The organism is Paenibacillus sp. W4I10 (assembly GCF_030816325.1).
In the GTDB taxonomy this organism is placed as follows: domain Bacteria; phylum Bacillota; class Bacilli; order Paenibacillales; family Paenibacillaceae; genus Paenibacillus; species Paenibacillus amylolyticus_B.
In genome coordinates this window covers 1,120,000-1,140,263 of the sequence record NZ_JAUSXX010000001.1, presented here as the reverse complement: position 1 = coordinate 1,140,263, position 20,264 = coordinate 1,120,000, and the positions used below count along the sequence as shown (strand labels likewise).

26 protein-coding genes are annotated in these 20,264 nt (G+C 45.6%); 3 read left to right on the top strand and 23 right to left on the bottom strand.

The annotated features are described in order from the left end of the window. Positions 1-2: 2 nt before the first annotated feature. From QF049_RS05235 to QF049_RS05180, 12 genes are all read right to left on the bottom strand, one after another. Complete coding sequence (locus QF049_RS05235) at positions 3-821, bottom strand: hypothetical protein (protein WP_307535401.1); 819 nt, start codon at positions 819-821, stop codon at positions 3-5. Further along, complete coding sequence (locus tag QF049_RS05230) at positions 796-1,536, bottom strand: hypothetical protein (protein WP_307535399.1); 741 nt, start codon at positions 1,534-1,536, stop codon at positions 796-798. The genes QF049_RS05235 and QF049_RS05230 overlap by 26 nt, the downstream gene beginning before the upstream one ends. Further along, positions 1,536-2,267: a hypothetical protein gene (locus QF049_RS05225; RefSeq protein WP_307535397.1), complete on the bottom strand. Its 732-nt coding sequence runs from the start codon at positions 2,265-2,267 to the stop codon at positions 1,536-1,538. Before QF049_RS05225 ends, QF049_RS05230 begins: the two co-directional genes overlap by 1 nt. A 152-nt stretch (positions 2,268-2,419) precedes the next feature. Continuing rightward, the gene (locus tag QF049_RS05220) at positions 2,420-2,710 is read right to left on the bottom strand and encodes a hypothetical protein (protein ID WP_307535395.1); all 291 of its coding nucleotides are present in this window, start codon (positions 2,708-2,710) and stop codon (positions 2,420-2,422) included. A gap of 62 nt (positions 2,711-2,772) precedes the next feature. Then, positions 2,773-4,251, bottom strand: a complete 1,479-nt coding sequence (locus QF049_RS05215) for a hypothetical protein (RefSeq protein WP_307535393.1) — start codon at positions 4,249-4,251, stop codon at positions 2,773-2,775. Positions 4,252-4,268: 17 nt separating this feature from the next. After that, positions 4,269-5,216, bottom strand: a complete 948-nt coding sequence (locus QF049_RS05210; protein ID WP_307535391.1) for a hypothetical protein — start codon at positions 5,214-5,216, stop codon at positions 4,269-4,271. 21 nt (positions 5,217-5,237) lie between these two features. Then, positions 5,238-6,281: a hypothetical protein gene (locus QF049_RS05205; RefSeq protein WP_307535389.1), complete on the bottom strand. Its 1,044-nt coding sequence runs from the start codon at positions 6,279-6,281 to the stop codon at positions 5,238-5,240. Between the two features lie 20 nt (positions 6,282-6,301). Further along, entirely contained in the window at positions 6,302-7,783 is a 1,482-nt protein-coding gene (locus QF049_RS05200; RefSeq protein ID WP_307535387.1) for a phage portal protein, read from the bottom strand. 18 nt (positions 7,784-7,801) lie between these two features. Then, complete coding sequence (locus QF049_RS05195) at positions 7,802-9,079, bottom strand: PBSX family phage terminase large subunit (RefSeq protein WP_307535386.1); 1,278 nt, start codon at positions 9,077-9,079, stop codon at positions 7,802-7,804. Next, positions 9,060-9,191 carry a hypothetical protein gene (locus QF049_RS05190; protein WP_307535384.1) on the bottom strand — a complete coding sequence of 44 codons (132 nt, stop codon included), beginning with the start codon at positions 9,189-9,191 and terminating at the stop codon, positions 9,060-9,062. The genes QF049_RS05195 and QF049_RS05190 overlap by 20 nt, the downstream gene beginning before the upstream one ends. Positions 9,192-9,237: 46 nt before the next feature. After that, a complete protein-coding gene (locus QF049_RS05185; protein WP_307535382.1) occupies positions 9,238-9,948 on the bottom strand; it encodes a phage terminase small subunit-related protein in 711 nt (236 codons plus the stop codon). Between the two features lie 57 nt (positions 9,949-10,005). Continuing rightward, on the bottom strand, positions 10,006-10,317 hold the full coding sequence (locus tag QF049_RS05180; protein WP_307535380.1) for a hypothetical protein: 312 nt from the start codon (positions 10,315-10,317) through the stop codon (positions 10,006-10,008). A gap of 55 nt (positions 10,318-10,372) precedes the next feature. Here QF049_RS05180 and QF049_RS05175 point away from each other — a divergent pair, with 55 nt between their 5' ends. Continuing rightward, positions 10,373-10,693 carry a hypothetical protein gene (locus QF049_RS05175; RefSeq protein WP_307535378.1) on the top strand — a complete coding sequence of 107 codons (321 nt, stop codon included), beginning with the start codon at positions 10,373-10,375 and terminating at the stop codon, positions 10,691-10,693. Here the strand turns inward: QF049_RS05175 and QF049_RS05170 are convergent. From QF049_RS05170 to QF049_RS05145, 6 genes are all read right to left on the bottom strand, one after another. Beyond that, positions 10,690-10,899, bottom strand: a complete 210-nt coding sequence (locus QF049_RS05170) for a hypothetical protein (RefSeq protein WP_307535376.1) — start codon at positions 10,897-10,899, stop codon at positions 10,690-10,692. The two genes, QF049_RS05175 and QF049_RS05170, sit on opposite strands and share 4 nt — an antisense overlap. 180 nt (positions 10,900-11,079) lie before the next feature. Beyond that, positions 11,080-11,991, bottom strand: coding sequence for an HNH endonuclease (locus tag QF049_RS05165; RefSeq protein WP_307535374.1), 912 nt, complete (start codon positions 11,989-11,991; stop codon positions 11,080-11,082). Between the two features lie 87 nt (positions 11,992-12,078). After that, positions 12,079-13,383 (bottom strand): site-specific DNA-methyltransferase, encoded by a 1,305-nt coding sequence (locus tag QF049_RS05160; protein WP_307535372.1) that lies wholly within the window; start codon positions 13,381-13,383, stop codon positions 12,079-12,081. 75 nt (positions 13,384-13,458) lie between these two features. Then, the gene (locus QF049_RS05155; protein ID WP_307535370.1) at positions 13,459-13,692 is read right to left on the bottom strand and encodes a hypothetical protein; all 234 of its coding nucleotides are present in this window, start codon (positions 13,690-13,692) and stop codon (positions 13,459-13,461) included. A 231-nt stretch (positions 13,693-13,923) separates the two neighbouring features. Next, positions 13,924-14,334: a hypothetical protein gene (locus QF049_RS05150; RefSeq protein ID WP_307535368.1), complete on the bottom strand. Its 411-nt coding sequence runs from the start codon at positions 14,332-14,334 to the stop codon at positions 13,924-13,926. Positions 14,335-14,809: 475 nt separating this feature from the next. Beyond that, the gene (locus tag QF049_RS05145) at positions 14,810-15,397 is read right to left on the bottom strand and encodes a hypothetical protein (RefSeq protein ID WP_307535366.1); all 588 of its coding nucleotides are present in this window, start codon (positions 15,395-15,397) and stop codon (positions 14,810-14,812) included. 95 nt (positions 15,398-15,492) lie between these two features. On the opposite strand from QF049_RS05145, the gene QF049_RS05140 reads away from it, so the two are divergent. After that, the gene (locus QF049_RS05140) at positions 15,493-15,654 is read left to right on the top strand and encodes a hypothetical protein (protein ID WP_307535364.1); all 162 of its coding nucleotides are present in this window, start codon (positions 15,493-15,495) and stop codon (positions 15,652-15,654) included. 265 nt (positions 15,655-15,919) lie between these two features. Next, positions 15,920-17,647, top strand: a complete 1,728-nt coding sequence (locus tag QF049_RS05135; protein WP_307535362.1) for an ATP-dependent nuclease — start codon at positions 15,920-15,922, stop codon at positions 17,645-17,647. Positions 17,648-17,689: 42 nt separating this feature from the next. On the opposite strand, the gene QF049_RS05130 is transcribed toward QF049_RS05135, so the two are convergent. The 5 genes from QF049_RS05130 to QF049_RS05110 all read right to left on the bottom strand — a co-directional run bounded on the left by QF049_RS05130 (position 17,690) and on the right by QF049_RS05110 (position 19,984). Next, a complete protein-coding gene (locus QF049_RS05130; RefSeq protein WP_094938840.1) occupies positions 17,690-18,181 on the bottom strand; it encodes a hypothetical protein in 492 nt (163 codons plus the stop codon). Between the two features lie 102 nt (positions 18,182-18,283). Continuing rightward, a complete protein-coding gene (locus tag QF049_RS05125) occupies positions 18,284-18,409 on the bottom strand; it encodes a hypothetical protein (RefSeq protein ID WP_307535358.1) in 126 nt (41 codons plus the stop codon). Between the two features lie 2 nt (positions 18,410-18,411). Next, positions 18,412-18,591, bottom strand: a complete 180-nt coding sequence (locus QF049_RS05120; protein WP_307535356.1) for a hypothetical protein — start codon at positions 18,589-18,591, stop codon at positions 18,412-18,414. Positions 18,592-18,988: 397 nt separating this feature from the next. Continuing rightward, positions 18,989-19,225, bottom strand: coding sequence for a hypothetical protein (locus tag QF049_RS05115; RefSeq protein WP_307535354.1), 237 nt, complete (start codon positions 19,223-19,225; stop codon positions 18,989-18,991). A 12-nt stretch (positions 19,226-19,237) separates the two neighbouring features. Then, on the bottom strand, positions 19,238-19,984 hold the full coding sequence (locus QF049_RS05110) for a DNA adenine methylase (RefSeq protein ID WP_307535351.1): 747 nt from the start codon (positions 19,982-19,984) through the stop codon (positions 19,238-19,240). Positions 19,985-20,264 lie beyond the last annotated feature (280 nt).

Here is a 20,264-nt window from a genome sequence, read left to right as displayed (position 1 = left end):
AGTCAATCGCCTCCTAAGCCGATAGCGGCCAGGTCTTGCTGGAACCCCTGTAAGATCATCTCCTGCACCTGTTCGCGTGTGTTTTCAAGTACCGCATCACGGATCGGTTTCGGCTTGATCGCTGGACGCATCCAGCTTTTAGGGCTTGAGTTTTCGGATAGTCGCCGGAAAGTAAGATACTGCTCTTGTCCAGGACGCCCCATCCTCACCAATCCTTGATATTTACCAGCCTTCCAGCTGTATCCTGCGCCTGGATGCGCGCCCGTGTGGCTCCTCTTGCCTGTCTCATCCTTCCGGATTCTCCCACCCCATGAATAGGTGCGGGTCGGAAGTGGAGCTGTAACTCGGCTGATTTGTAATTTTTTCGCCTGCTGGTGAATCGATTTAGGCATGGCAGGCATTGTCCTGGTTCCTGGTGCGCCGTGGCGAAAAGGAACCGTGATATACTTTTCACCTTCCGCACCAGTCTTAGCTTTCGGGGAACCCAACAGGCCAGGCTTCATATCCTTTGCTGCTTGCCCATCCTCAATAGCCGCTCCATGAGCTGAGGTTGTGAATACTTCTCCTGTCAGATCGTCAGGGAACCGCAACCCGGCCTGGATGCTGCGGACATAGTCACCCGTTTGAACACCAACACGAAAACTGCCGCCGCTGAAATTCACCTGCACACCTGATGCGTACTGTATCCACGTCTGCTGAATCAAGTCCATCGTTGCGGCTTGTACAGCAGCTCGTGTATACGGCAACCGATGTCGCCTTGAGAGATTGGCAAGGATGTTATCAAGAGCTGGCAACTCAGCCTGTATCGACACCATGCTCATGTATCACACCTCCAGGGTAGTAACGAAGTACCACCGTCCGGGGCAAATCCTGATTATTCTGGTGACGAGGTCGAGGCAAGACCGCGTAAACAGTGTAGACCGGACGATGCATGTACATAACACTATATTGCGCCCCTGCTGGGGGCTGATTGCCTATCCAGACGATTGTTGCCCCCTGAACCTTATAATCCCCGGCAGCATACGGCGTCGTTGTGGCGGTGTCAGGATCGTGCATTCGGACGGACAAGACCTTCGTTACTTTTGGATTCAGCAGTGTATCCGCTGGCCGCCCGTGCAGCTCGGTGTCCCGCATGAGCACTTCGGACGTTTTTACTTCATCGTCGGTCAGTGTCACCACATCACCAGCACCAATGTTAAACATCGGGACTGGCTCCCAGCCGGAACGATCAAAGACTCCCTCCGGTGTGCGCTGATACATATTGGCTGGTACGCTCATCAAGGCGTCCCCAGCCTCGAACATCCCCGCGTAAGCCAAGTAGTCCTTGGTTGTGGTCACACTCTGTACAAGAGCACGGCAAGTAAGGGCTGGCTCATAAACAAAGCTTGTGCCACCACAAATTGGACAACCGTATCTCGGCTGTCCGCTGTCCAAGTTAATGCAGGAGCACCGGACAGATTCCTGCCACAGCACATCGCGGCCATGGCGGGCGATCAGATCCTCGAATTTCTGTCCGGTGACTTGAACGCTAGTCATCAAATTCCTCCCATCGTGAAACCGCGCATCTTGGTCCTAGCCCCACCAGCCTTTGGGTCAAAGAAAGAGTCAACCTCTTGTTGGAGCTGTTTGATATGCGCCGAATAAGTGCTGCTTGTCGCTGAAGCAGTCGTTTGGACTGACTCGACCACTCCATCCAATGATAAAGAGTAGTTTGCAACACCCGCCAATACAGCCGTACCTGCCACGCCAAGCGTTGCGATCGCCGCCTGCTTGCCTACCACGGCTCGGATGTCTTCCGTTAACTGCTCTTTGGTCAGTCCAGCGGTGTAGTCAACGTGGAATACTTGGGGCGTTCTGGACATCATTCCGACAGCAAAAGGCGCTGAGTTGTACCCGGTCGGATATCCGCCGAGCATAGGCACCCCCACACCCTTGGTGGCAACATGTAATTGCCCTGATTTCTTGTACAACTTAATCCAATCAGGGTGCTTCATAAAATCAATGCTGATTTGCCCAACGTAAGCTACCAGCTTGAAATCAGCCAACTTGCTTACATATCGCTGCCTCAGTTGCAAAAAACCAAAGTTCTGCCAGCGCTGTGCGTCGTAATCATACGGCGGTTCTTCGACTTCATAATCTTCACCCTGCTCCAGCCCTCGCGCTTCTGCGTTGCAGCGAATGACGGTGGGCTTGAGAAAGATACCAAGCTGCCGCTCAGTATCCTTAACAGCCGCCATCAGAAGTTCGAGTATATCTCGGTCATCCATCGGCTGGCCGTATTGGTCAGTGAGGGGGAGCCCGAAGCACCAACGTCGACGAACTTCGGCTGGGGTGGGCAATCCCACAGAAGAACTGTAGGTGATCTCCCCCGTGCCTGGATCTTCAAACGATTCATAGTACGAAATGATAGGCATAGTGATTATTCCGTAGCTGCAGGGGTATCAGCTGGCGGCTGAGATGCTGAAGACGGGGCTTGCTTTCCCTTGGCCGACTCTTTCTTTTCTTTCCCAGGCTCCTGAGCTCCCTTTCCTTCCTCAAGGTCCGAAGCTTTTGGCTTACATTCAACATATCCCGGAATACTCAGCAATACTTCCCCGATGATCTCGTCTACCTCCGCAATGCCGCGCTTGTCGAAGTGGACAGTTTCATCAAGCACAACAATGTCAAGGGGATATTCTCCTTGTGTCTTGCGAATCATCATATCACTCAATTGTTTCAGCTCCTTTTTTAAGAAAAACGAATGCAAAAAGAGAGGAACAATCCCTCTCTCTACTAATTTGCGTGCACTGGTCGGATGGTGCCATAGCTCTCCGCGCCATAACTTGGATCGTACAGTTCGCGGTTGCTGTTCACGCCCAACTTCCCGACATTTTTGAATACGACAATACGTCGTGGATTGTAGACCTGTAGCATACCGAACAGTAGAATCATGAACTTGCTGGTCGTATCAACCAAACCGAGCGGAACGCGCATCAGATCAGCCAACTTTTTGAAGGCCAACACATCGTCAGGGTCATTATCGATCAAGAAGCAATATTCCGTGCCTGGAATATCCTCTCCGTTATCAACCAATACCTGATTCGTGCCAGTTCCTGCGTCTGTGAATTCAGTCATGAACTGTGCACGTTGGGGATCGGAGTAGTAGCCGCGGTACACTTTATAGCTCTTGGCTTCCAGTTTAGGATCGCCATGAAGGACACGCGGGATTGTGATTTCCACTTTCTGGCCAGCGGCAACAGCGATAGCCCCTGTTGGGACAGGAGCCGACTCGCCAGCTACGCCCTTAGCACTGACGAAGTAGAAATAAGTTCCTGCATCTAGCTTGGACGCGGAATCTTCTGTCGCTACTGCAACCGCCGTTGCAGGAACTGCTGGGGAATCCTTTTGGCTGACTTGTTTCGGTGCGCCCTCAGATTTAAGAAAGCGATCCGCGACGAAGTCGATATTAGCAGCATTGGCGGCATAACCACGTACAGGCTGACCCATACGAACATTGCTCCCAATATCGACGATCCGTTGTCGCCCAGCCGGGCCAACAAATAACTTGGAGAAATCCTTGTGAACCTGATTTGTCAGGTACAACTGTAGCAAGGCGCTGCCGTAGTTATCACTGATGATTGTAGCGGCATCTTCCAAAATTTCCTCGCTTAGCGGCTTACCACGCATGTCGATAATGTGCTGAGTTGCATACGGTTTTCCGCTAACAAATCTTTTGACTTGGGCAAGAACGCCGTCAATAGCGAGGGGATTATTGCTGCTATCACCAAAGTAGAGGTTTTTATTCACTTGTTGAAGCAGCCACATTGTACCGTTTCGCGTCTCAGCGGCAACGGCGTCGCCCACACCGACGGTATTCACCAATTGAGCTGGAAGGGTCGTACCGCGAGTCACGCCCATAAATTTGACTAATCCAGCTTGACGGATGTAGTTGCTGTCTCGTTCGATTGGCCGACCGCCCTCAACGATGAATGGATCTCCATCGCTTCCGTAAGAGTCAAGTACATTGAATTCTTCGGTCGTACCACTCGCACCCTTCTTGCCAATGTTTTTCCAAAGACTGAGATGTTCTTCCTTCGCTGTGACAATACGAAGGGTTGTTTCAAGCGATTGCGGCTGAATCGCTGACATGTCGCCGTATACTCCTGGTGCGTAAGCTGCCCCTGGTCCACCTGTCCCCATTGCTTTGACCAACGCTTCAAGGTCTTGCTGCGTCATTTGGCCGAAGCCATCTGGCAAATTCGTGAAATCCATGCGTTATTCCCCCTCTCTTAAAGCCCCAATTGTGTCTTGACGGTAGCTGGCAGTGCCAAGCGATCCAGCGGAGTGCCTGTTTCAAAGCGAATGACCTCGCTGCCGGCCAACTCACCTGCCTCGAAGGATTTTTCGAGCACACCCAGCACTTCTTGCTTGGTCATTTCTTTGCCACCCTCTGGACGTGCGATCGTGGTCAGATCACGCTGACCCAGCACGCTCTGGCGTTGCTGCGGCTGATTCAGAGACTTGCGCAGTTCCACATTCTCTGCGCTGAGGGTGTCCAGTTTTGTCTCAAGTGATTTGATGAGTACAGAATCTTCGCCCTGCTTCTTGATCAGTAGCGTAAGCGACTTCTCAAGTCCTCCCAATTGAGCGCTGATGTCTTGCGTGCTTTGTGCTTGTTGCTGCTGTTGATTGTCTGCCATAGGTAATCCATCTCCCTTAGTAAATGATTTGACCAACTCCGCGTAAGTCATGGTGTTGACCGGATTCATTGTGAGAACCACATTTCTCAGAACTGATTTAATGATTTTTCCTGTCTGGCGGTCCCGTTCCACGACACCGCCCTCAATGCTCCAGCCGACCGATCGACTGCTTTGAGATTTCTGTAAATCTTCAATCGCGACTACCGCTTGCATCGCCAGATCACGATTAGCAAAAAGACGTCCTTTGACAAAGACGCCATTGACTGATTTATTCAATGTTGGATGTTCAAATTGTCCGATCTTAACTTCTACTGGCTCCCCGATAAATTGATTCGGTGCATTACCGTGTTCCCACTTGATCCACCCTTTATCAAGAAAATAGTTCGTGTCCATCCCTTCCGGGGAAATACTGTCTTGTTGCTCGTCTGTGTCGTCGCTGGAGATGACGCCTTGAACGATATAATCGCCTTTATCATCCACTTCCACGGACTTCGAAAGCGGAACGAACAATCGAAAAGTGTCCTGAATCTCTTCCAAGACTATTCACTCCTTCCCTATTCAGTTTGGTTCTGTTTGGTTCACCCTCCTAGTGCGCACCCATCGATGGCGACAGTGCGGATGTAACGGACAACATGGCCACCACTCGGACGCCTTGCGCCCAATATTGGACTTACCTGGCCAGATGTATTTAAACCCATCCGGCATAGAGCCAGCGGATGCGACGAAGGTTTTACCTTCAAGCAGCTTCTGACAATGCGGGCAGGCACCAGGAACCGTAGCTACCTGTATCTCGTCACCAGGGTCCAACGCTGCTAAATAAGCGTCATTTGTCGCCATAGCCAGCTCGGTAATGGCAACACGACGCCAGTCCCTATTCTGATCCCCGTATGCATCAAATAGCGCTTGGGATAGCTTGTTCGCCCCCCAGCGCTCCTTTTGAGATTGGACAATCAGTTCCTTTGCCCCGGCACGATGGTTATCTGTAATTTGGCTCACCTTTGACGCAGCGTGGACGACAGATTGCTCAATCCCTTGCAATTCCTGCGAAGTCAAAGGCGGAATTTCTTTGTCCGGCAGCGGGTACGGCTCTTTCTCGGCCGCTTTTAACGATGTCGGAAGTCGTTGTAACACGGATGCCACCTGAAGTAGATCCTGGTCAAGTACCCTGCCTACCAACCCCGCTTGCAAAATGTATTTTTCGGCAATCTTGTCGATACCCGCATAATTATCACGGATATTCTGGTCCACTTTACGGATCAAGTCCAGGGTGGCGTCGCTCCCATATTTCAGGGTTTTAGTCGTTCCTTTGGAACGCATCTCCTTGACCAAGTCACTAATTCGCCGCTTGTCCCCCGGGCCTTTTTGCAGATCCTCTACAGGCAAGCCCAACAAAACCAGTAATGACGCCAGCATATGATGTCCCATGTCATCAAGCTCGGTGTAAAAGCCATCCTCAAGGGTCGCGATTAGCGGATCATCGGAGGAATCCCACATGCTACGCCCACCCTGCGGACGCTCCGGCTTTATGTCTAGAGCTTTGGTTATCGTATCGATGATTTGACGGCGATCGGCCAACGGGAACGACTTAACCTCGGGCGGCAACCTGATCTGTAGATTAGACATCAGTATCCCTCCCATGAAATATCAATCTCTAACGATTTTTTTAAGGCTTCAGCGGAGTCGTCTGAATTAACTTTGCTATCCTCCTGATCGTTGCGTTGCGGTTCTTCCTGAGCCTGCGACTGCTGTTTGGCCATGTAAGCCTGGATCAGCACCGGATTGGCTGGCGCATTCATCCACATAGCTTTCGGCGGCACCTCCTGCCCCCGCTGCTTCCGCACCTCAGCAACTGTAGTCAGCCCCATCTCCATGTCGTCTTTAAGGCGCTGGGCCTTCCGTTCCTCTTCCTCTTCATCCAGCCCGGACCAGTAAAGAGCAAACTCCGGGGCGATATGATCAAGAATGTTTGAGTTAAACCCATCAGACAAGAAATGCATCAATGGCACAAAGCCCTTGTCCTTACTGCCGTCCATCTTTTCAGCCGTGTTATCCGACTGACTCATACCGTTGCCGCTGGTCCAACTCTTGAATCCAACTTCGTTCGGGTCAATCTGATACACAGCACATGCTAGGTTAAACAGAAACTCCAGAAATTCATTAAACTGCATATCTTGGTTGCTACTCTTGAAAGGAGTGAACTTAAAGCCGTTCCCTTCTTCCATCGCCATGATTGGAACCGTCCACTTGCCCTGTGCTCCATCAGTCAGTGTCTTCCAGTGCCGGCTAAACGCTTCAATGTCCTCTTCCTCGTACTTACCAACAACCTCAAGCACACCTTGTGGAAGTGAGTTGAAGGAAAAGTAGGATGTGTTGTATTTCACACCATTGACGATGCCCGTTACGATCTCGACCAACGTTTCCAATTCACTGAATCCAAAATCGGCATATGCAATGTCTGTCCGTGGATTGCGGATCAAATAAGACAACTCTTGCCTTGAATATTCCGCTGTTATCCGGCCATCCACTCGCTGTATATATGCAATTTGTGAAGCGGCTCCTGAAGTTACCGCTTGGTACGACGTTGGCTGGTAAATCTCCGAAATAGGAGAGGTCGGCAGCAACTCGATAGTGGCCGCATCAACCGCAAACATATCCGTAATCTGGCCGCTGCGTGTAAATACATTTTCCCAAGCGATTGCGTCTAGTGTCAGACTATCGCGTGTGATCTTACGCAAAAACTGATTGAAATTGTCCTTTCGCTCCGGGTTTCCCCAGCTTCCGGTCTTGAGGAAAAATTCCTCCAACTCAAAGGCCCGTGCTTGTGCTGCTCGGCTCATGGACTGTTTTGGATTTTTGAACCCGATCCGAAAGCCCAAATCCCCTTCATATCTAGGTCGCCGTGCGAAACGCGCCACCTGGTTAAGTCGTGTATTGATGATAGCCGCAATAGCTGGCACACGCGCCATCTGTCGCAGCACAGTAAACGGTAGCAATGATGGTTTGGTTCGCGTGCCGCCCATACCGGAATATTGATACGGCAGAATGACCGCCGATTTTGCTTTTGCCTGCGGTTGCTGCGCTCCGACCATTTGTGTATTTGCCAAAGATGTTCACCTCCCCGCTTACGTAATGAGCATGGAACGGCGTGGCTTGCCAAAGATGGCATATACCACATAACGCAACGCATCCATTGCATGGTCATATTTCTTGATTGGCTTGTCTTCACCGCGCTGAGCTGCCTTGTCGTCCCATATATAACTCTGGAACTCTTTTAGCGTTTCCTTGCATTTTGCAGACACAAAAAGCCGCAGCTCTTTTAAAGCTACGGACACAGATTCGATACCAGGCAGCACGCTGTTGTCAGCTTCTTCTATGCGACGCACACCCAGCTTCTTCAATTCGGTGATAAACCCTTTTGCCGATGGATCGATGAATATTTTCTTCACATCCACATCGGAGATAAATTTAACAAAATCACTTGCATAATCGGAAGGCGCGCGTGGCTCCTCTGGGTCAGAATGATAGTATTCCTTTACGATGTACAACTTGCCGTCTCTTTCACCGAGTAACAAGAATACGGTCGCATTGGTGTGGCCATAATCGACACCTACATAAAATTTACTGTATTCCGTAGGCATGTCATCTGGCTTCAGCTCGTGTTTATCTCGGCCAAACAGGTTGTAAATGACGCCTTCGGCCATGACCCACAGGCCCAGGATGTAACGTTGATAGAATATCCCCGTGTATCTACGGCGATACCGTTCCCGGACACGTTCGGACAATGAAAGATTATCCTCCATTGTGAAGTGGATGTGAACAGCACGTTTGGTATCCAGATCATCCAACCATTCCAACTTGAACCAGTGGTACGGGCCTGCCGGATTACAGTTGAACCACATCTTTGCATCTTCGACGGAACAGCGAGCTGTAGCTTGATCCACAAAGGACTTGGGCATTAGGGCGACTTCATCAAAAAACATACCCGCCAGCGTGATACCTTGGATCAGGTCTTGAGAGCGTTCATCCTTACCACCAAATAGGAAAAACTGATTGCTCACGAGTCCGCGGGACACCGTCAGAACATTGTCCGTCTTGTTGTCATGTACCTGATACCCTCGACTGGCAAGCATCCTTTTGAGCGGACCGACAACGTTACGTCGCAATGCGCCGATCGTCTTCCCGGCCATCCCAAACTGCTCAGACCGGAACGTCTCCGTTGCCCAAACGATGTATGAAAAAGACATGGCGACCGTCTTGCCGGCACGAACCGACCCGTCACAAATGATGGCCTCCATGTCATGATGGGGGCTCTCCGGCATCCACCACGTAAGGACCTGAACTTGCTTATCGGAAAACGGCTTCCACTTGAACGATGAAGGTTTAAGCTTCAGTGTTGCCATCTTTAGCCCACACCTCCGCAGCCCGTCCCCTCAACGCATCGATAAAGCCGTCGTCTTCCACTTCATCCGGTTCAGCGCCGCCACGTTTGATCATCAACTCATGTTTCAGCATCTCGATCCGGACGCGCTTCTCTTCATCTTGGAGCCGTGCCTTCAGTTCAATGGCTTTCAGTTTCTTGTCCTGGACTGCGGGTCAGTGCTTCCTCAAGGGAAATGATGTCATCGATCTGGCGGAATGTCTTTTCTTCGATCTCAGATTCGACCAGCTCCGTGCGAGTAATGGGAATCGTCTTGGTCTTCCCTGACATCTCATCATGAACCGTCATAGCTTCTTTAATGGATTTGAGTTCATAAAGAACACGCCGTTCTCTCTCAGTCAGGCCATTGGTCAGCCTCTTGATCCGAAGCAACATCCGACGTTCGCGGATTTCAAACTTCATTATGGCTTCATCTGCCTGCAAGATCGGGTCCGTATCAATCAGATCGATCAGATCCAGCTCGTCATCTTCCAGGGCATCCAGCCAAATGGTTTCATACTCACCTGTCGTTACGGCTTTCTTATTCCCATGTGGTCCACCGTTCCCGCCTTTATTTCCGACAGCTCGCTTGTTGCCTGGTGGAGCTCCACCGCGATTACCGAATGCATTTTTGTTCCCTTTTGGGGCTCCTCGTTTAGTAACGTTACTAATGGGTTCAATGGTAACGTTACTATTCAATTCAGCCGCCCAACCGTCCTGAGACTTCCACTTTCGGATCTGAGTCTCCCCAACAGAAAGAGCGGCGGCGATGTCTTTTAGCATCATTTTCCTGCCGCTCTCCAGCCACATCAGTTTAGCCTTGTCCCGTTCGGGACTTCTCTCTCTGGCCATCTACATTCATCACCACCCCCAACAAAGAAGGGCCGCGACAGTTTCCTGTCACAGCCCCTATTCGACTACAGTGTATTCAGATTCGAAATTTGCTTGCTTCATATGCTTTAATGTCCCTGCTGTGTCTTTGACAATATAATCCCCCACAGGCACCACCAATGGATTCAAGGGGTCAACGATCACGCGAAGCTCTACCACATTACCCGTCAAGTTGATTGAAATCGGAACCCCAACAAACGAAAACACTTCATCCGTATGGGATGTATTATTTCCCTCGAACTGAATGCCTGTAACGGAACGGACATATTTGTACCTTCCTTCGTATTCATATCCTTTCACAGTTGGATTTACCAGACATGAATCCAACATGTTGGGTCAAACTATATTTCGTATTAATAATTTAACACTCAAAGGAGACGTAAACATGAGCGATATCAAAATTTATAGTGACAGATCGGGAAATCCTATCGACGTTAGTGCGCATTTTGTAATTCAACAGGTTTCAAGAGCCTCCGATGAGAAAATTAATGAAGTTGCAAGAAACGCTTGTATAGCTGAATGCGAAAAAACAATTAAAGGATGGAGTAACTCTCCTTCAGGACAAAGTTACAAGTTTGCTGAAGTAACCAATGTTAGGGTCGAGGATGGACAATCTTTCACTCATCAAGAACCTTGGCCTTCAAATAAACGTACATGGGAGTACACTGCTAATGGTGTATGCAACATGATGTACACAGAGAATTAAAACTCATCTTGCTGAAGCTTGATATCCAATTCGATGAGACGTTCCAGATCTTGAACAGTCTGCATCTTTATATTTCCAGCCTGCAGGTCTTTAACCCACTGGGCAATAGCAGCTTTAACGATTTTGCGGTACTGTTCCTTTGATTCAAGGATCCCCTCCATGACTTCAAGCTCGTGCTGCAACAAAATTTCATCTGGTGTTCTCATGTGTACCCCTCGACTTTCCTGTATTATGGAATGCGAGATAGCGGATGTTGTCGATAAAGCCGCGCGCGGCGGGCCGCTATCTCAGTCGGGGGATACCTGGGTTTCAGGAGGACGTTACAGCGTCCTCCTTTTAATTTGTCAACAAAAATAACCGCCTTGTTCAAGACGGTTACCTGTGTTTTATTGAGTTTTAAATATATGATCTCTATGATACTTCAAGTAAATTTTGTGCCCTTCTAGGAGATTTACTTCCATTTCTTCATGTACGTTCATCAATATTCTATTATGGGCTTCAAGTGACGGGGACAATACAATGAAGCCATCATCCCGAAAACTTATCAGACCCTTATCAAAAAGAACGTCATGAGCCGGACATAGTAAAAAACCGTTATATTGATCGAGTCTTTCTTTGTTGCTGGACACACTCCAAGGTTTTGTGTGGCTAGCTCTTAAAAGATTGGGATTATCAATCCCACACAACTTACATTTTTCCTCAAGTGCTCTTAACCTCTGTTTGAAAATACCTTGACCGATTCTGTTTTTAACAACTTGTTCTCTAACTGTCTCTTGCGGCTCATCTGAAACTGCAATTATTTCAGCTTCAATTAATTCATCTTCGCTTTTTTCAACGGTGACAACATCCTCCAATTTAAGTTCTAGCAAGGAGAATAAGTAGTCAGCAAGTTGATCTGTTATCTGAAATAGATACCCTGTATTACCTCGGCCTAATGAATTAAAGGGGGCGTATTTATCACCTTGCAAAGCTAAGATGTCATCCATGTTATCCCTGTACCTAATAGGTTTATCCACTTGAACGTATCTTGCATCAACTTTCCACCCGTCCTTCTCCCATAGATCAACTCCTGCAAGATCGTCAGGCTTGGGTGACTCTTTAAAACCATTCTTTGCAACAATAATTGATAACAATTCACCATTAAAACTATTAAAAATTACGTCTCCTTTTGATACTAAGGTCATGGAATTCCAGTGATGGAAGGTCTGACCTTCTTTATTTGCTTTAGGAGCCCATAAGAATTCCCCTTTTTTCTCTTCTTTGTAGCTTTTGTTTTGAAACACTAAGAAATATCTCATGAAGTTCCTGGCCCCTATATCGTTTATATTTAGGTATCTAGTTCGACATAATGCAACAAATCCCCTTTTATAAACGACATAAGCCTTTTAGTTAATTGTACTCACCCTAAATAAAAGCAAAGGCTTTGTACCGTTTGCCTCCTGGTACCTCTGTTTGATTACATCGCAGAACTTCGGATCAATCTCCATGGTCCTGCAAGATCGATCCATTTGATCGCATGTCATCAATGTGGACCCGCTACCACCGAAGAAATCCGCAACGGTATTGCCAGGGCGGCTGCTATTCTTAATTGGTATAGCCAGGAGTTCAAGAGGCTTCTGCGTGGGATGAACGTACTTGCCAACATCACCACGGGATACCTCCCAGACCGTAGACTGTTCGGCCTCTTCTACTGGCAGACCAGCACGCCATACCGTGGTCTGCCGACGATCACCGTACCAAGCAGGAGCTTTTCCTTTTATGTGACCATAGAATACAGGTTCATGCTGCCAGCGATACTGTGACCAGCCGAATGATGCAGCATTCTTAACCCACACGCACTGACTCCGAACAACAATACCGGCAGCATTCATGGCATCCTCAAATTCCCGTTGATAGGAAGAGGGATGAAATACGTATATACCAGCCGTTCGGTCCATAACACTTGAATATCTTTCAAAAACAGCATGCAAAAAGCCCGCAAATTCCTCTGCAGGCATGTCGTCGTTCTGTATACTGCTCCGGCCATCTGCTGCCAGACGTGCCGAATCGCTCTCTATAGCCACATTGTATGGCGGGTCAGTCACTACCAGGTCAGCCAGCTCCCCATCCATCAGGCAACCGACATCTTCTTCGGAAGTGGAATCCCCACACATTAATCGATGTGGGCCAAGCTGCCATATATCGCCCCGCTGCGTCTCAGGCTCAAGAATATTATCCAATGCACCTTGAACATCGAAATCATCCTCAACGACTGGTACTTCAATCTCCGTATCAGGTATAGTTCCGAACTCTGCAATCAGATCCTCAAATTCTTCCTGGTCAAAGCCAGACAACACCAGGTCGGCCCCATCGGCCTGCAACTCACCCAGCAATCTGCCCAGAGCCTCATCATCCCAACGACCAGACACCTTGTTCAAAGCGATATTCAGCAAACGCTCCTGCTGATCGTCGAGATCCACAACGGACACCTGCAGCTCAGTGTGACCCAGCTCGTTAACCATGATCTTATACCGTTGATGTCCGCCGACCATGTTCCCTGTGCATTCATTCCAGACGATAGGTTCAACATAACCGAATTCCTCTATGCTGCGGCGGAGCTTCTCGTATTCAACGTCGCCAGGCTGAAGGTCAACCCGGGGATTGTAGGCTGCTGCATTAATCTGATCGATAGGCACGATTCTGATGTTCATGTTCTCTACCTCCATTGGATTTTAGGCAATAAAAAAGGACCAGCTCAAAGGCTCGTCCTTGTGTGTTTCTATTGTTCATTGTGTCCTTAATGCTTCTTCCAGGACTCCAATTAGTTTGCTGTAGCGTTCTTTTAATGCATCATGGGTTTCGATGCGTGTAAATTTTGTTGCATCACTTCCGATTGTTACAGAAGCTCGCACATTTAAAGCATACATATAATCTGTACCCGGATTCTGAAGTTTGATTCTTTCAATCTCTTCAAAATCACTATAATCCAAATGCAATGTATCATTGTTCAAAACATCCATTGTATCCCCCCTCTCCATAACTATCATACTCAAATAATGGAAGTTAAACAAAGGGGATTTGTGTTGAGTTGGTTTCAACGTTTGGGTGACCATCATATGCATGCGTAGGCTCACTCAGTTGCTGTTCTCCGCTCTTCAATAGACTGATTTCTACAAACAGACGTTCTCATGTCAAGAAGCTCAGAACGGCTCACATTCTGTCATATGAGAGCAAAAGAAAAAGCACCCAATTTACGGTGCTTCCTTAAGAAATTCGTATATCATTTTGATATAACGCGAAAGTGTTTCGATGTAATCTTCGTCAGCAACTTTAGAAGCATCAAAAATCAATTGTTCTCCTGAATCCAGAGTGATAGTCAATTTCGAACCGGCATAGCGATCATTATGGTGTTTTAAATAGTCTAGTTTAGTCACCTTGTAATCTTTATAAATAATTTCACTCAGAATTCTCGTGTCATTCTTTATAGAAATGATATCTTTGTCCGTGAATATGGTCAGCCCTGGTTTTTCTTTACCGAACCAATCCTCCGGGTAGAATGCCAGTACTTTTTCCTCAAGCTGACTGTTTTGAATATGCATTAGTAAATCCGTATAAATTGATCTGTTTCCAAAGTATCTCTTAAACTCTTTGTACATTTCCATACGAATCCCTCCTCGACATCATAATTCGACATTCAGGAAGGTTTTTCCTTTCTCACACAACAATCATCAGGTTTAGGGCAAAACTGCTTAACCCCATCCCACCTTCCCCATACACAACCTTTGCATTTCTCTGGCTGCTTGATGGGGCGAATGCGTATCTTCTTCCGTCTTCTGCTGATCACTTCAATTCCTCCAATGAAAAAAAGTCGATCCAGTGAAGGAACGACTTTAATGTGATATGTATGATATTGGTGTTACGTCCTAAAAGCATGCGCCCGAAACGGTCGCCACAAATACGCTGCGCTCTTTGCTTTAAATGCATACGTACTATGTAACTATAGAGGAAGAACAAGACCATTTTACCGAAGCTAACAAAACCGGTCAAGAAGAGAAAAACGGGAGAGTACCGATTCCTCGGAACAAACCCGTCATTTCCTTTGATTTTCTTATTAATTCAATATTAGTTATGAGTTCTTCATTCGAAACAAGCAGAATAGATATCACCGATACTAAAGAAACCAATTGCTGCACTAATCAACTCAGGACCCGCGTCTTTTGCAGCGAATTTGACAGCATATCCAATTGCCTCACTTACGCTATAACCCCACTCGTTTTTAGCAACTTTGAAAGCCGGAACCAAGTTACCAATGAATTTTGTTACTCCTCCGCCGGCTTTGATAACGTCTTTAATCTTTGCAATTTTTGCGAATGCGAAAAGGTTCTCCGCAATAGCAAGTCCTACTGCAGAAGTACAACCGATAACACCCAGCGTTCCTACAGTATCATCTTTAGACAAATTATAAAATTTATCACCATCTGTAATATACTTATCCCCTGTATAAGCACTCAGCCATTTTGCAGTTGCTTGGGCACCTTTTTCAATCACTTCATCAGGGATAGCTTCAATAAGGTATAAGGCCTTTTCCAACTCAGCAAATTCAGTTTGGCTGAATTGATATGTAACATTCTCGTTGTTAGCACTCGCCGAAGCCACACCTACCAAATTCAATAACAATACCAAAGCCACAATACTAGAAATAGTCCTTTTGAAAAAATAATTCATGTCTTCTCTCCTTTTTTTCAAATATTTGGTACAAGGACATCTTATACCAAAATATGCTATAATTCAACCAAATATATACAGAAGGAGGTTTTAATTTGAAAAACAAAGTGCCTTTTGGTCTATTAATTCTAGCTATTGCAATTGGTGGTTTTTTTGTGACTAAACTTGAGAATGATACGTTCAAGATAATTTATTCAGTTTTAGGAATCTTGGTTATTGTATTAAGTTACTTTTTATTTTCTAAAAAGAAAGTATAGTTAACCACAGCTTTCAAGAATTTGGAAAAAGCGAGAAGAGAACGCCCCAGTCATATGCCGCATGTGCAGCTGTGCGTTTCATTCTCGCCTTTTTCTATGCTCCTAATGTATCACGAAAAAATGGTCAGGTGGGGTTCAACATGGTCTCAAGATGAGGTCAGGCTTGGCTCACGTTCGGGTCAATAAATCTCCCTCTAATTACATGCTAAGATAGACTATAATGATATTGTTATATTTAATAGAAAAAAGAATAGAGGTATACATAATGAAAATACTAAATGTTCGTATTGAGAATTACAAAAGCATAAAAGATACAGGTGAGATTAACTTACATAATAAAATCAATGCATTGGCAGGGAAAAATAATACAGGTAAATCTGCATTTATTGAAGCTATATATAAAGTTCTGGAGGGAAATTTAGTTATCATACCCACAGAAAATTTACATATACAGTCAATAAAAATTGTAATGGAAATTAGTCTATCTAACAAAGAGTTGGATAGTTTGCATGAAGGTGTTGATAAAGATTATATATTACAGCATTTAGAAAAGTTCAGACTTACTCTATATTTCTTTAATAATAATAACACTACAGTTCTTGATAAAATCGAAGCTTACTATAATAATTTCTTTAGGCCCGTATACGAAAATAAGACTTCAAAAACGATGGGCAACGATACATACATGTTCTCAAGTACAAAAAGTTCAAGCCAAGTTTCATTACTAGGTATACCAAACTTCCTCATCAATCTATTTAAGTTTCTTAAAAGCAAAATTGTCTATGTAGTTGGTTCTAGGTATGTTCCTTCGACTGAAGGGTCGAGTTTAAACCGTTCCTTGAACATCAACGGCACTAACCTCAATGGGTTTCTTTACTCTCTGCATAACAATGAAGAAGAGACTTTTGATATTATTGTTGAAACATTCACTCAAATATTCACTGATGTCACCTCTATTAGAACTCCTATTGATGCAGCGAATCAAACTTTTATTAGTATAACTTTCGAAGGCTTGGATACGCCGATTCCCTTATCACAGTGTGGAAGTGGTTATACTCATGTTCTATTACTATTGTGTGTTCTCTATACAAAAGAAAATAGTATTGTCCTATTTGATGAGCCACAAGTATTCTTACATCCTTCTGCAGAGAAGGCCATATATGATTTAGTAAGTGAGAGCAGTGAGCACCAATTTATATTCACGACGCACTCACCTATCTTAATTAATTTTCCTTCTGAAAAACATTTATTTCATGTTAGTAAGTTGAAGGGAATAAGTTCTTTCACACAGTTAGAACAAATCCAAGAATTACTACAAGATATAGGTGTAAGTAACAGCGACTATGCTTTGTCTGATAAAGTAATATTTGTAGAAGGACAAACTGAGGAACATGTAATTCCCAAAATACTCTCTCATTTTGGTATAAAGCAGATAGGATACAACTATAGAATACTTAACATGAAAGGAACAGGTAGACACTTCATTAAGAAAACCGCTATGCGCGAACACAAAGATAAACTGGATTTAGTTCTAAGTGGTGTATCGCAAAGCCCCATACCTTATAAGATAATTATTGATGCAGATAATAAAAATGACGGAAAAATTAATGAACTAAGAGAAAGTTATGGGGAAAATATAATTATCTTGGAACGACGAGAGTACGAGAACTTTTTTTTGGACTGTTATCAAGAGCTTTCTGAAATCATTAACCAAAATTTATCAATAGCTGCTACAGATCCAGATCGAATAAAGAGCGAAATCGACTATTTGTTATCATCAACCGATGACAATAAATTATTTCCTAGAAGAGGTACCACAAATGTATTAAAAGATGTTGTTGGAAGTGAATTGTTAGAACGCTTATTTGAAGGTTACTCTTTACACTACAATAAAATAGTTCATGGAATGGAACTGACTGAATTAGTGTTAAACAACACTCCAGAAAAACTGGAATTCTTTAAGAACGAACTGCAAAATTTCATTAAAGGATGATAGTGCAAAAAAGAAAAGCTGACGATTAACTCGTCAGCTTTTTTAGAATTCAGCATCATCTTGCTCAAAGAAGCCGATAAGCTTCAAAGTATTTGCGACACTCTCCAGTCCCTCATCGATTTTACGCTTGATCGTGCTGTCACTGAGTGCGCGCCGGAAGAAGAGTATCGTTTCCTTGCGTGAATAACCTTGAATGTATCTGTAATCAACGGCTTTACGGGCTTCTTCGTCTTTGATTAGCCGTTGCGCCCTTTCCAATTGGTGTGTATAGAAGTCATATCTTTTGTACACCCAGCGTTGTTTCTCTATAAGAATCGTAGCGTTTGCCGTTTTGTCAGCATGCAGATCTGTCTGATCGATGCGGCGAGCTGCTTCGCCATCAATGCCTACTTGTTGCATATCCTGCTCGAATTGTTCAAAGTCTCTCATTAAGGAAACCATATCTGTATATTTATCGAGCAGGAACTTTGTCCGCTGGATTTCCTGTTTAGATGCTTTTGCAAAGAGTTCCCCTTGTCCCCATGCCATCGCCATTCCCCTCATTCCCCTTTATCCTGTGATATACTAATAAGACGAATGAGGAAATATTGACCATCCTATCCCCCGCCTGGCCGGCAAGCTTGCGGGGGATATTTGTTATTCTGGAATGACTTCACTGCAAAACTCTTCCCACTTCGCAGCGCAATCTTCTGCACTCCAAGCACTTACCAGTTCTTCCGGATAACCATATTCTAAAAGCAATGCTCTATGATCTCTTTGCAAACCTACCACTCACCTCCGCGTTTATAGTACCTGCTGTTGCCATTATGCTGTTGTGGAGCAGTAACCGCCTTTTGCAGCTTGTCGGGTGGTTTTGGCGGATACTCAGCCCCAATTGCCTTCAAGTGATTCGCTATTTGTTCAGGTGTCCACACTTCCGTTTTCACATTCAGGTAATCCGTCATCTACTGATCCTCCTTAAACAAAATTTAAAATGGAACTTTTTAATATATTTGTCGTATTTATCATTAAAAGGAGATGACTAAGTTGGGAATGATTGTATTAGGTATCATAATAATCGCGCTCACGGTGTATGATCGCAAAAATCCGAACTCTATTGTTTCACGATTTTTTAAACGTATTACCCCTGGACACAAAAACGTAGAAAGTGCTCAAATCAGTAGTACAACGGGCATAGGTTCTGGTGTGATATTTATCTTAATAGGAGTAGTAGCAATTTTTTTATCTCTGTCTTAGGAAACACATTACATAAGAGTGAGCATTCTTTATTTCTTATCCCCTAGGAAGAGGCCAAATGCCTCTTCTTTTATTATCTCTCCTTTCAAGAACATAGACTCAAAATTATCGAACCCATGTGAATCCCCGATATCGATTTTCAATCAGGTATGACCTTCCGCGAGGCATGAAATTACTCGGTTCAACTCGCAGCGTTCCAAATCCAGTCTGAACCGATCCCTGTTCCACCAGTTCCATACCTGCAGCGCAAACCATTTTGATTTGATCGATCTGGCAGCCTGACTGGATCAACGGATTCAAAGCCCTGTCGATCAACTGAATTACCTTTGGAGATATTGCCATGTGATCAGCTCCTTAGAATAATTGCATTTGTCTGACTCGTCCGGCTACGACCGGGTTTATCCAAAGAACTTCAGTTCGTGAAGCACCACCTTCAGCCTTAACTCGGCGCGTTTCCCGCCGCCAATGCCGTAACTGTCTATCATATAACTCATGACTGTACCCACTCAGAACCACTGGTCCTGGATGCTCATTGAGAATTTCAAGCAAGCTACAGTGATCTTGATCAGTCATCTCATAGCGATAACTGGTTGTTGTCCGAGTGCTGTGAAGATATGGTGGATCTGCGTATATTAACACCCCAGGTCGCGCATAACGTTGTAACAATTCATTCGCAGGTTGACATTCAATTTGTACTCCTTGCAACCGCTGAGCAACAGAAGATATCTTTTGAGGAAACGAAACCCATTCCTGTCCTGGAAGCGGTCCATTGCACTCGATCATGCTGCGCCAACCGGTCCGATGGGCTGTCTTACCCCCTCTTCCCTGCCACAACCTTACAACCAATCGGCGAGCTCTCTCCAAATCGTCGGATGATGGTTCATAACTCTCGTAATACTCCTGCCTCGAGTGTGGCGTCCATTTAATCATTTGTGCCAATTCATCAGGTCGTTCACGAATTACTCGAAACAGGTTGACGACTTCTCCATCTATGTCGTTTACGGTTTCCAATTGGCTACGCTCTTTGCTAAAGAGAACTGCACCAGATCCAAAAAAAGGTTCCAAATATGTTGTATGTTCAGAAACTGGCTGATGATCCAATCCGACATGCTCCACTTGCTACCAGGATAATGCAGGATTCGAGGGACTTTCATATGACTCACCTTCTTCCAATATTTAAGGAGGATACCCTGTTGATATACGTACTGGTGGTCCGTCCTAATGAATGATCACCGGGATCTCGTCTTGTACTAGAGCCACCCAAACCGAGTCTCAGCTCAGTGCAAACGAAATGCCTGGCTTCAGCTTCGGCAGCAGCCAACAGAATGACGTTGCCTTAATGCTTTATAAAGCTTTCATATCCAGCCCATAGAATTTGAGT

Coding starts and splice junctions, on each gene's coding strand:
- QF049_RS05235 (WP_307535401.1), bottom strand. CDS start 821: ATGAGCATGGTGTCGATACAGGCTGAGTTGCCAGCTCTTGATAACATC.
- QF049_RS05230 (WP_307535399.1), bottom strand. CDS start 1,536: ATGACTAGCGTTCAAGTCACCGGACAGAAATTCGAGGATCTGATCGCC.
- QF049_RS05225 (WP_307535397.1), bottom strand. CDS start 2,267: ATGGATGACCGAGATATACTCGAACTTCTGATGGCGGCTGTTAAGGAT.
- QF049_RS05215 (WP_307535393.1), bottom strand. CDS start 4,251: ATGGATTTCACGAATTTGCCAGATGGCTTCGGCCAAATGACGCAGCAA.
- QF049_RS05195 (WP_307535386.1), bottom strand. CDS start 9,079: ATGGCAACACTGAAGCTTAAACCTTCATCGTTCAAGTGGAAGCCGTTT.
- QF049_RS05190 (WP_307535384.1), bottom strand. CDS start 9,191: ATGCTGAAACATGAGTTGATGATCAAACGTGGCGGCGCTGAACCGGAT.
- QF049_RS05185 (WP_307535382.1), bottom strand. CDS start 9,948: ATGGCCAGAGAGAGAAGTCCCGAACGGGACAAGGCTAAACTGATGTGG.
- QF049_RS05180 (WP_307535380.1), bottom strand. CDS start 10,317: ATGTTGGATTCATGTCTGGTAAATCCAACTGTGAAAGGATATGAATAC.
- QF049_RS05175 (WP_307535378.1), top strand. CDS start 10,373: ATGAGCGATATCAAAATTTATAGTGACAGATCGGGAAATCCTATCGAC.
- QF049_RS05170 (WP_307535376.1), bottom strand. CDS start 10,899: ATGAGAACACCAGATGAAATTTTGTTGCAGCACGAGCTTGAAGTCATG.
- QF049_RS05165 (WP_307535374.1), bottom strand. CDS start 11,991: ATGAGATATTTCTTAGTGTTTCAAAACAAAAGCTACAAAGAAGAGAAA.
- QF049_RS05160 (WP_307535372.1), bottom strand. CDS start 13,383: ATGAACATCAGAATCGTGCCTATCGATCAGATTAATGCAGCAGCCTAC.
- QF049_RS05155 (WP_307535370.1), bottom strand. CDS start 13,692: ATGGATGTTTTGAACAATGATACATTGCATTTGGATTATAGTGATTTT.
- QF049_RS05150 (WP_307535368.1), bottom strand. CDS start 14,334: ATGGAAATGTACAAAGAGTTTAAGAGATACTTTGGAAACAGATCAATT.
- QF049_RS05145 (WP_307535366.1), bottom strand. CDS start 15,397: ATGAATTATTTTTTCAAAAGGACTATTTCTAGTATTGTGGCTTTGGTA.
- QF049_RS05135 (WP_307535362.1), top strand. CDS start 15,920: ATGAAAATACTAAATGTTCGTATTGAGAATTACAAAAGCATAAAAGAT.
- QF049_RS05130 (WP_094938840.1), bottom strand. CDS start 18,181: ATGGCGATGGCATGGGGACAAGGGGAACTCTTTGCAAAAGCATCTAAA.
- QF049_RS05120 (WP_307535356.1), bottom strand. CDS start 18,591: ATGACGGATTACCTGAATGTGAAAACGGAAGTGTGGACACCTGAACAA.
- QF049_RS05115 (WP_307535354.1), bottom strand. CDS start 19,225: ATGGCAATATCTCCAAAGGTAATTCAGTTGATCGACAGGGCTTTGAAT.